At 61.9% G+C, this 10,370-nt stretch carries 11 protein-coding genes and 1 riboswitch; of the genes, 4 read left to right on the forward strand and 7 right to left on the reverse strand.

Features of this window, described 5'->3' with window-relative positions:
• The 5 genes from HMPREF7545_RS10215 to HMPREF7545_RS01370 all read right to left on the reverse strand — a co-directional run.
• A partial coding sequence (locus tag HMPREF7545_RS10215) for a molybdopterin-guanine dinucleotide biosynthesis protein MobB (protein WP_006693866.1) occupies positions 1-749 on the reverse strand: 749 nt, incomplete at its 3' end.
• Positions 746-1,669 carry an MOSC domain-containing protein gene (locus HMPREF7545_RS01355; RefSeq protein WP_006693867.1) on the reverse strand — a complete coding sequence of 308 codons (924 nt, stop codon included), beginning with the start codon at positions 1,667-1,669 and terminating at the stop codon, positions 746-748. The genes HMPREF7545_RS10215 and HMPREF7545_RS01355, both read right to left, overlap by 4 nt.
• 1 nt (position 1,670) lies before the next feature.
• Entirely contained in the window at positions 1,671-2,666 is a 996-nt protein-coding gene (gene moaA / locus HMPREF7545_RS01360) for a GTP 3',8-cyclase MoaA (RefSeq protein ID WP_006693868.1), read from the reverse strand.
• A 97-nt stretch (positions 2,667-2,763) separates the two neighbouring features.
• Positions 2,764-3,969: a molybdopterin molybdotransferase MoeA gene (locus tag HMPREF7545_RS01365; protein ID WP_040571091.1), complete on the reverse strand. Its 1,206-nt coding sequence runs from the start codon at positions 3,967-3,969 to the stop codon at positions 2,764-2,766.
• Positions 3,970-3,977: 8 nt separating this feature from the next.
• Entirely contained in the window at positions 3,978-5,006 is a 1,029-nt protein-coding gene (locus tag HMPREF7545_RS01370) for a molybdopterin-binding protein (protein ID WP_006693870.1), read from the reverse strand.
• Positions 5,007-5,293: 287 nt separating this feature from the next.
• Here HMPREF7545_RS01370 and moaC point away from each other — a divergent pair, with 287 nt between their 5' ends.
• The 4 genes from moaC to HMPREF7545_RS01390 all read left to right on the forward strand — a co-directional run bounded on the left by moaC (position 5,294) and on the right by HMPREF7545_RS01390 (position 8,410).
• A complete protein-coding gene (gene moaC / locus HMPREF7545_RS01375; RefSeq protein WP_006696923.1) occupies positions 5,294-5,776 on the forward strand; it encodes a cyclic pyranopterin monophosphate synthase MoaC in 483 nt (160 codons plus the stop codon).
• A riboswitch (molybdenum cofactor riboswitch) is annotated at positions 5,771-5,900 on the forward strand. (Overlaps the previous gene by 6 nt.)
• The gene (gene modA, locus HMPREF7545_RS01380) at positions 5,893-6,696 is read left to right on the forward strand and encodes a molybdate ABC transporter substrate-binding protein (protein WP_006693872.1); all 804 of its coding nucleotides are present in this window, start codon (positions 5,893-5,895) and stop codon (positions 6,694-6,696) included. Its footprint overlaps the riboswitch before it by 8 nt.
• The gene (gene modB, locus HMPREF7545_RS01385; RefSeq protein ID WP_006693873.1) at positions 6,696-7,367 is read left to right on the forward strand and encodes a molybdate ABC transporter permease subunit; all 672 of its coding nucleotides are present in this window, start codon (positions 6,696-6,698) and stop codon (positions 7,365-7,367) included. The genes modA and modB overlap by 1 nt, the downstream gene beginning before the upstream one ends.
• On the forward strand, positions 7,364-8,410 hold the full coding sequence (locus HMPREF7545_RS01390; protein WP_006693874.1) for a sulfate/molybdate ABC transporter ATP-binding protein: 1,047 nt from the start codon (positions 7,364-7,366) through the stop codon (positions 8,408-8,410). Before modB ends, HMPREF7545_RS01390 begins: the two co-directional genes overlap by 4 nt.
• A 73-nt stretch (positions 8,411-8,483) precedes the next feature.
• On the opposite strand, the gene HMPREF7545_RS01395 is transcribed toward HMPREF7545_RS01390, so the two are convergent.
• Positions 8,484-9,161, reverse strand: a complete 678-nt coding sequence (locus HMPREF7545_RS01395) for an ABC transporter ATP-binding protein (RefSeq protein ID WP_006693875.1) — start codon at positions 9,159-9,161, stop codon at positions 8,484-8,486.
• On the reverse strand, positions 9,161-10,369 hold the full coding sequence (locus HMPREF7545_RS01400; protein ID WP_006693876.1) for an ABC transporter permease: 1,209 nt from the start codon (positions 10,367-10,369) through the stop codon (positions 9,161-9,163). Before HMPREF7545_RS01400 ends, HMPREF7545_RS01395 begins: the two co-directional genes overlap by 1 nt.
• Between the last annotated feature and the right edge of the window lies 1 nt (position 10,370).

Genomic DNA, 10,370 nt, shown 5'->3' on the forward strand with positions numbered 1-10,370 from the left:
GTATCCAGCTGAAACCCGTGGCTGTCGCTCTTGATGACCGCCGTCCGCACACCGTGCGCGGCGAGGAGAGGAATCAGCCGCTCGATGAAGGTCGTCTTGCCCGTACCCGAAGCGGACGCGGCAATCGAGAGGATGGGGCGCGCACGCCCCTCGTTCGCCAGACGCCCGAGCGCAAGCCGGTAGGCGGCGGGCGTATTCACATTAAAGAAGAGCCCCGCGTCTGCCGTAAGCGGCAGTTCCCGCACGGAAAGATCCCGCAGGATAATGCCGAGCTTGCGGTCGCCGCACGCAATCGCTGCGGCGAAGACCGCGCCCGCATCACGGCGGTAGAGCGCCGCGAGCGGCTGCCAGTATCCGAGAAGAGTCGGGAGCACAACCTGCGTCTCTCCCGCTGCCTCCGGCAGGAGCTCACGCACGAGCGCGAAGTCATAGAAGGGCATATCGCCCGAGAGAACGAGCGACCACTCCGTCTTCGCCGCCGAAAGCCCCGCTGCGAGCGCCGCTGCAGGCCCCTGTGCGGGCGTCTCATCCGTGACGAGCACGGCACCGAACTCCTCGGCGAGCACCGTGAGATCGCTGCGCGCCTCCTCCGCCGCGAGCACAATGGCTGCAAAGCCCGCATCGCGCCCTCTGCGGAGCGTGCGTGCAAGGAGATTTTCCCCCGCGAGAGGCAGGAATCGTTTGTCCCGGCCCATGCGCGTGCTCCTGCCCCCCGCCGCAACGACGAGCGTCAGATCGGAGATGTTCATCGTGCGCACTCGCCCGTATCGCCGCGCAGAATCTCAACGCCGTGCTGCAGCTGCGGCAGGATGAACTCCAGACACTCGCGGACCGCCTTCTCGCTGCCCGGCAGATTGACGATCAGCGAGCGTTTCCGAATGCCCGCCGCTGCCCGCGTGAGCATGGCGCGCGGCGTAATCTGCATGGAGAGTGCCCGCATCGCCTCGGGAATGCCCGGCGTCTCGCGCTCGATCACGGCACGCGTCGCCTCCGGGGTCACATCGCGCACGGAGAATCCTGTGCCGCCCGTGGTGAGGATAAGCGCCACACCGCGGTCCGCCCAGAGCGTCATCTCGCGCATCAGCACTTCCTTCTCGTCAGGCACGATATTAAAGCCCGCGACGTGATAGCCTGCCTCCGCAAGCATTTCACGAATCGCGGCGCCGCTCTTATCCTCGCGCTCGCCCCGTGCTCCCTTGTCGCTCGCCGTGATCACGGCGGCATCGAGCGGTATCGGCTCCGTTGTGATCTCCATCGTATCGCCGACCGTCACCCATCCGCCGTGCAGCACGCGCGCAAAGACGCCCTCGCGCGGCATGATGCAGTCGCCGACCTGATGATAGATCTGACAGTGGCTGTGGCACTCCTTGCCGATCTGCGTGATCTCGAGAAATACATCTCCCACGTGCAGACGCGTCCCAAGAGGCAGCTCCTTGAACCGGAATCCCTCGGCTACGACATTCTCGCCGAACGCACCGAAGTCCACATCCGCACCGCGCGCACGGAAATCGTCGATCTCGCCGAGTCCGAGGAGGCTCACCTGCCGGTGCCAGTCTCCCGCATGGGCGTCGCCGTCAATGCCATGCTCCGTCATAAAGAATACGCGGTCCAGTGCGTGTTTCTGCGTGCCGCGCTTCTCGCTGATGCACAGTGCACGGATCTCTCCCATGTTAACCTCCTACCTGATACATTGCGCGCTGATCGCGCGTCTCGCTGTCCATCTCAAAATAATGTTCTGCAGGCTTCTTCCACACGGCATGCGCGATGCGCTCCCGCAGCTGCGCATCCGTCACGCCGCCGCGCAGGAGCGCACGCGTATCGAGCCCCGCATTGCTGTACAGGCAGAGTTTCAGGAACCCCTCTGCCGTCAGGCGCACGCGGTTGCAGGTATCGCAAAATTTATGCTCCATCGCGTCGATAAAGCCGAGTGTTCCTGCAAAGCCTGCGGGCCGCACATAGGCAGCCGGCCCCACGGGGACGGCGTTCCCATGCGTCGCCTCGCCCACGGGGAGCAGCGCACCGAACGCTTCCTTCAGATGCGCCCGCACCTCATCCATCGGCACCCCGCGGTAACCCTCCGTCCGCGCACAGCCGATCGGCATCAGCTCGATGAAACGCATCTTGATCGGATAGTCCCGCGCAATCGCCGCGAGCGCCGTGATCTCATCGTCGTTGACGCCCGCAATCGGCACGCAGTTCATCTTCACATCGAGCCGCGTCTCTCGTGTCAGGCGCTCCAGCGTTTCCATCACCGCACCGAAGAGCGGGCGCCGCGTGATCGAGAAAAACTTCCCGCCGTCAAGCGTATCGAGGCTGAGATTCACCGCGTCAAGCCCCGCATCAATCAGCTCATCGAGCATCGTGCCGAGCAGAACACCGTTCGTCGTGACGGCGACCGTCTCGATGCCCGGGGTCTCCTTCAGCCCGCGCACAAGCCGCGTGATATCGCGCCTGACAAGCGGCTCGCCGCCCGTCAGGCGCACCTTGCGGACGCCCATCTCTGCAAGTGCGCGCACATTGCGCAGAATCTCCTCGTAGCTGAGCACATCTGCATGCGCGAGCTTCTTCACCCCGTGTGCAGGCATGCAGTAACGGCACCGCAGATTGCAGCAGTCCGTCACGGAGATGCGCAGATATTCAATTTTACGCTGAAACTGATCCTGCATGATGCGCCTTCTTCTATCATTCAAACTCTGTATGCCGACAGCGCCGTGATGCCCACACAGGCATGTGCCGCGGAAACAGCCCCGCCGCTGTGCAGCATCAAAGCACTACAATATCGACCTCTGTCCCCGCCGGGAGGGGCTTCGTCCCCGCCGGCACATCCACAAACGCGTTGCAGCCCGCCGCGGAAAAAAGCGTGCCGGACTCGTGCTGATCCGGCAGCGAGACGCGCCCGTCCGCCTCGATCCGTGCACGCAGAAAGCGCCGTCCTGGGCAGTCCTTCGGGAACGCATCCGCAAGCACGGCACGCCGCCGAATCGGAAGCACCTCCGACCTCCCCGAAAGGCGCGCGAGCACCGGTCGCGCCATCAGCTCAAACGTCGCGTAGGCGGCGAACGGATTCCCCGAGAGGGCAATGCCGAGCATCGCACCGCGCGTGTAGGCAATCGCAGGCGCGCCCGGCTTCATGCAGACCCGCCAGAACAGGCGCTCCGCGCCGAGTGCGGGCACCACACCGTGCATGATGTCCTTCTTCCCGACAGATACGCCGCCCGAGGTCAGGAAGAGATCGACACGATCCGCATAGGAGGCAATCACTTCCGCTGCCCGCTCAACATCATCCGGTACGGAGCCGAGCACCGTGACCTCAGCGCCGAGCTCCTTCAGCCGGCCTGCAAGCAGATAGAGATTGCTGTTGTAAATTTTTCCCGGCTGCAGCGGCTCGCCCGGCTGCAGGAGTTCATCGCCTGTACTTGCCACCGCCGCGCGCACGCGGCGATAGACCGACACATCGCCATAGCCCTCGCTCGCGAGGACGGCGATATGCGCCGCGGTGATCACCTGCCCCTTTTGAATGAGCAGTGTCCCCTTCTTGATGTCCCCGCCCGCACAGCAGTAATTCTCATACGGCTCGGACGGAAAGGAAACATGGATCGCATCCCCGTCCTCGCGCACATCCTCCTGCCGCACAACGCAGTCGCAGCCCGCGGGAATTGCACCACCCGTCATAATGCGGACACATTCGCCCGCACCGACGGTTCCGGCAAAGAAATCACCCGCACACTCCTCGCCGATGACATGCAGGCGCACGGGATGCTCCGCCGAGGCAGCACGCGTGCTCACCGCCGCAAAGGTATAGCCGTCCAGCGGCGAACGGTCAAACGGAGGATTGTCAAAGCCCGCACGCACCTCCTCAGCCGCCGTGCGTCCCACGGCATCAAGCAGAGGAACGCGCTCCGTCTCCCGGACCGGCGCTGCATGAGCGAGCAGCAGATCAATCGCCTGCTCGAGTTCTATGTCCCGCATATGATCCCTCATTTCCCAAACGGACAGACAGGATAATGGCAGACCCTGCACTCCATGCAGAGCCCGCCGATGCCGAGACGGCGGATCTCCCGCCGCGTCCACTCGCTGCCCGCAATGACGCGCGGCAGGATGATGTCGAAGATCGTCGCCGGGGAGTACATGACGCAGCCCGGCAGCCCCATGATCGGTACCTGCCGTCCTCCCTGCTCATAGTAGGCGAGCAGGAACATCGCCCCCGGCAGCACCGGCGCCCCATAGGTCACAATGCGCGCCCCCGTCGCCTTGATCGCGGCGGGCGTGCGGTCGTCCGGGTCGACGCTCATACCGCCCGTGCAGAGCACCATATCCATGCCCAGATCGAGCAGTTCCGCAATCGCTGCGCGCGTATGCTCCGTCCCGTCGTCCGAGAGGCGATGCTCATCTACCTGCAGGCCGAATGCGCGCAGCTTCGCGTCCAGCACCGGCGTAAACGTATCCTTGATCCGCCCGTGAAAGACCTCAGAGCCGGTCGTCACGACGCCGACCTTCATTTTCTTGTACGGCAAAATCCGCAGCAAAGGCTGATCCCCGGCTGCGGCACGTACTTCTTCCATAATTTTCTTTTCAATGACGAGCGGAATCACGCGCATGCCCGCAAGCTTCATCCCCGCCTTGACCGGAAAGTGCTGCGCAATCGCCGCAATCATCACATCATCGATCTCATTGACGGCGTCGAACGCATCCTCGTTGATCTCAAACACGCCGTCTGCGGTTGCCGTCAGCTCGATCTTGCCCTCTTTGGGCGCACTCGCCGACATATGCTCGTTCTGACAGAGCTCCCGCAGGACCTCCGCCGCATCGTTCTCGTGCAGCATATCCTCGTCGTCTTCCCAGACGTAGATATGCTCCTTGCCAAGGCGCAGCAATACAGGGACATCCTCCGGGCGGATGATATCCCCCTTGCGGAACCGTGCGCCCTTGCGCTCACCGCGTACGATCTCCGTAATGTCATGGCAGAGAACCGTCCCTACCGCGTCCTGAACACGAACCTCCCGCATAATTTTCTCCCCGCTCCGCCGGTATTCCCCATCAACCGTTCAGAAGTGTTCCATACAATACACATTTATGTTAATTCGGATTTTTTCACTCCAAATTAATTTCTTTGTAAAAATCATTCTCATTTATATATTCTTTTTATAGATTATAGCATATAAAATAACTTTTCTCTATGACTTTTTGCACACAGAAGATATTTTTGTCTCCTTTTTCACTGCTGAAGATTCCGTTGATTTTCTAAACGTGTTGCGCTATGATTAAAACATTCGGAGGGAAAGGAGGAAGAAGGATGCCGAATCTGGGACTGACGCATTTCGACGCGGGAGGCGCCGCCGTCATGGTCGATGTCAGCGGGAAGGAGAAAACACACCGCGAAGCCGTTGCCAGCGGCCGTATCTATGTAAGCGAACCGGTTTATGATGCCATCGCAGGAGGCGCGGCGGCAAAGGGCGATGTGCTCGGTGTTGCGCGCATCGCGGGCATCATGGCGGCAAAACGCACATCGGACATGATTCCGCTCTGCCACCCTCTGCCGCTCGCAAAATGCACGCTCAACTTCGCGCTCGAGGAGGTGCCGCGCCGCGCCGTGCGTGCAGAGGCGGCCGTCAAGGTCACGGGCGAGACCGGCGTAGAGATGGAGGCACTGCATGCCGTGAGCACTGCGCTCCTCACCATCTACGATATGTGCAAGGCAATCGACAAGCGCATGGAGATCGGCGACATCCGTCTTGAACGCAAGTCCGGCGGCAAGAGCGGCACATTCGTCCGCTGAGTCATATTCCGAGCAAGGCGCATCTAAGGCAGACGCTATGAGCCCTTGCCTGACGGATTCCGTCACGGGGTATGCCGGGAAACGGGCATGCCTGCTTTTGTAAAGGAGTATATCACATGAAGATCAAAAATGCTTTAACAGCGGCGCTTGCCGCGATGGCCATGCTCACCGCAGGCTGCATCGGCGGCGGGAACTCAGCAAATAAGATGGACACGCCGAAGGAAGGTCTCGCTGAGCTGCAGGTCTCTGCGGCGGCGAGTCTTACCGACGCGATGAAGGAACTCGGCGGCATGTACGAGAAGGAGCACGGGAATACGAAGCTCGTCTTCAATTTCGGCAGCAGCGGCGCCCTCCAGCAGGCGATTGAGAACGGTGGCGCCGCCGACGTTTTCATCTCCGCCGCACAGAAGCAGATGAATGCGCTCGATGAAAAGAAGCTCCTCGCAGACGGCACGCGCGCCGATCTGCTCATCAATGAAGTGGTGCTCATCACGGCGAAGGACAGCAAGCTGAATCTCCCCGACTTCAAGGCAGTGCTCGACCCCGCAGTCGCGCACATCGCCCTCGGCGAGCCGAAGGGAGTACCCGTCGGACAGTACAGCGAGGAGGTCTTTACGAAGCTCGGCATCCTCGATCAGGTGAAGGAGCGCGCCGTCTACGGCTCCGATGTCCGGCAGGTACTTGCATGGGTTGAGACGGGCGATGCAGATGCAGGTGTTGTCTACGCGACGGATGCTGCCGTCTCGGACAAGGTAAAGGTCGCCGCCGTCGCTCCCGAGGATACGCATAAGCCCATCGTCTACCCTGCCGCCGTGCTCAAGGACGCAAAGAATATGAAGGAGGCCAAGGACTTCCTCGCCTTCCTCCAGACCGACACGGCAAAGAAGGTCTTTGAGAAATACGGCTTCAAAGTGAAGTAATGACAGACGAAACGTTATCTCCGCTCATTATCTCGCTCGAGGTTGCAGGACTCGCAACAGTGATCACATTTTTTCTCGGCATTGCGCTCGCCTACGGCGTGCTGCAGATCCGCAGCCGCCTCGCGGGCACGATTGCCGATGCGGTCATCACCCTCCCGCTCGTCCTGCCGCCGACCGTCGTCGGTTTCTTCCTCCTGCTCTTTCTCGGAAAGCGCAGCGCCATCGGGAGCGCCCTGCTCTCGATCGACCTGCCGCTTGTCTTTACCTGGCGCGCGGCGGTCGTCGCAGCGGTGATCGTGAGCCTCCCGCTCATGTACCGCACGGCGCGCGGCGCATTCGAGGCAATCGACCGGAACATGATCCACGCCGCACAGACGCTCAGCGTCAGCAACTGGCGCATCTTCTGGCGGATTATCCTGCCGAATGCGCGCCACGGCATCCTTGCGGGGCTCGTCCTCTCATTCGCCCGCGCACTCGGCGAGTTCGGCGCGACCATCATGTTTGCGGGCAATATCCCGGGGCGTACGCAGACCATGTCCACCGCCATTTACGCGGCGGTGCAGGCGAACGACTACGACCTCGCGTTTCGCTGGGCAGTCATCATCTCCCTGTTCTCGCTCTTTTTTATCGGGGCGATGAACCTCTATCTGAAACGGGAGGTGCGTGAATGAAGCTTGTCGTCAACATCGAAAAGCGTCTGCGCAGCTTTACGCTCGCGGCGAATTTCACGCTGACCGATACAACCCTCGCCCTCCTCGGCGCCTCGGGCAGCGGCAAGAGCATGACGCTCAAGTGCATCGCAGGCCTCGAACGTCCGGACCGCGGGCAGATCCTGCTGAACGGGCGCACGCTCTACGACAGTGAGAAGGGCATCAACCTCCCGCCGCAGGCGCGTGGGGTCGGCTATCTCTTCCAGAACTATGCCCTCTTCCCGAACATGACCGTACACGAGAATATCATCTTCGCGCTGGACGGAACGCGGGAGGAAAAGGAGCGCATCCTCGCCGAGAACGTCGCGCGCTTCTCTCTGGAAGGAATCGAAAATGCCTATCCTGCCCGCCTCTCGGGCGGCCAGCAGCAGCGTGCTGCCTTTGCGCGCATCCTCGCGCGAGGAGCAGACCTCCTGCTCCTCGACGAGCCGCTTTCCGCACTCGACACCCACCTGAAATGGCAGATCGAGACGGCACTGCGCGAGATTCTGTCCGCGCAGAATTTAGCGGCAATCCTCGTCACCCACGATCGTGACGAGGCATTCCGCATCGCGCAGGAGATTGCAGTGGTGGACAGGGGACGTCTCACGCCGCCCATAGACAAGCACGAATTGTTTCGGCGTCCCGGCACACGCGCCGCGACCATACTCACGGGCTGCAAGAACATCTCCGCCGCACGCCGCGCGGACGCAGAGCACGTCGAAGCGACGGACTGGGGCATCACGCTCCGCACCGCGGAAAGCACCTCGGACGTACAGCACATCGCCATTCGTGCGCACAGCCTGATGCCTGCACAGACGGACGGAGAGAACGTCTTTCCCGCACGTGTCACTGAGGTCATTGAGAGCACCTTTACCTACATCGTCATGCTCCGCTTCGCGGACGGTGCCGTTCCCATCCGCTGGGAAACGGATAAGGCCGTATGGAGATCGCTCCATGCGGCTGAGGGTGCCGTTCTGCATTTCCGCTTTCCCGCCGAGGAGCTGATGCTCCTCGCGGACTGACGATCTCGCATATGACTTGTGGTTCCTAAAAACAAAAACCGAACCGTGATGTTTTGTCACAGTTCGGTTTTTTCTATGCGCTTTGTGTGAGAATCCCCGCATCCATGCGCCGGCAGCAGTCCGCATAGTCTTTTGCCGCAGGCTCATGCGTCACTAGGAGGACGGCGGTCCCTTCGTCTGCCGCTGCGCGCAGGAGTGAGAGAACACTCCTCGTCGTCTCCTCGTCGAGGTCGCCCGTCGGCTCGTCCGCGAGCAGGATTTCGGGACGCATCACCAGCGCACGCGCAATCGTCACGCGCCGGAGTTCCCCGCCTGAGAGTTCCGCCGGATCCACGGTGCCGAGCTCCCGGATGCCGAGACATTCCATGAGCTCATCTGCACGGGCAGCGGCCTCGGTCTCTTCCCCCGCGAGGAGGGCGGGCAGGAGGATATTCTCGCGCACCGAGAGCCCGGAGAGCACCATCAGCTGCTGCGGCGCAATGCCGATGTGGCGCCTGCGCAGTTCCGCACGCTCCTCCTCGCTAAGGGCGTAGAGATCCGCATCATCCACGAGCACGCGACCCGTCACGGGCTTCATCAGTCCGCCGAGCATGTTAAGGAGTGTGCTCTTGCCGCTGCCCGAGCGTCCCGTCACCGCCGTGAGGGTCCCCGCAGCAAGATGCAGATCGGTCTCCTGCACCGCGATAAAGTATCCGTTCTTTGCACTGTACCGCAAAAAATCCTTGCTGATCTTCTCTGCACGCAGCTCCATTATCCGTCCTCCCGCAGCATCTCGCCCGGCTCCCCGGCACTCACACGCCGAATCGTCCACACCGCGGACAGAACGCCCGCAAGCACGGTCACCGCAAGCACACCCGCGCCGAGCAGCAAGACCGCAGAGAGATCCGGGAGGAGATAGGGGCGCGTCAGGCTCTCCTTCATCAGCCTCGCGAACGGGATGAGAACGACGGCTCCCGTAAGAATGCCTGCCGCACCTCCCGCTGCGGAGATGAGCGCACTTTCCGTCAGCATAGTGCGTATGAGCGTGGCACGCGGTGCTCCGACAATCCGCAGTATCGCAAATTCCCGCCGCCGCTCATGCGCCGCCATGCGAAATGCGATGCCGAGAATGAGTGCGGCAAACAGCCAGACGAGGCTAAGCAGGATGCCGATCACTCCCGTGATGCCGTCCAGCCCCTCCTCCACATGATGCACCATGCCATGCGCCGCCTTTGCCGAGAGCGCCGGATAGGTCTCATTGATCGCGGCTGCCATCCCCTCCGGTGTAAACCCCTCCGCCGTCCGAATCAGCACGGCGGAGACAGCAGCCTCGGGCGGAATGTCCTTGAAGTAGTCAAAGTCGAGCGCCGCCGCATTTGCCATCATCGTGCGCATCGTCTCCATATTCGTGTAGACCGCCGTATCCATCCCCGTGCCCGTCGGGCTCAGGCGCCCGACGACGCGGCAGGGGGTGTTGTAAAACGTCAGCATGGAATCCGCGGGGATGGAAATGCCGCTGCCGACCAAGATCTCGCCGAACCCCATCTCCGCATCACGGCTCTCCTGCATCCATGGGCGAATCGTGAAATCCGACGCAGGATCAAAGCCGATCAGCTGTACTGCGACTGAGCAGCAGCCCGCGTGTGCCGAGGCGAGAAAGAACTGCGGCGCTGCCTGCGCGACCCCCGTCATCCCGCGCAGGTCGTCCAAATAATGCGCCTCCATATAGAAATGTGCAGGCACCCCCTGCACGAGAACGCCCTCCAGCGCCCCCATCTCCGCCGCCTCGCGCGGCAGGACAATAACATCTGCCCCAAGTCGTTCCTGAAAGCGCGCCAGTCCATGCTGAAGGCTCAGCACAACGAGGGAGCCGCCAAAGAGAGCACACGCGAGAACCGCCGCCACAAGACCGAGCGCAGCGGCGCGCGTGGAGTGCGTCCGACAGCTGCGGACGGCGAGAAAACGCGGGAAAGAAGTCACG

The organism is Centipeda noxia ATCC 43541, assembly GCF_000160555.1.
GTDB lineage: Bacteria > Bacillota > Negativicutes > Selenomonadales > Selenomonadaceae > Centipeda > Centipeda noxia.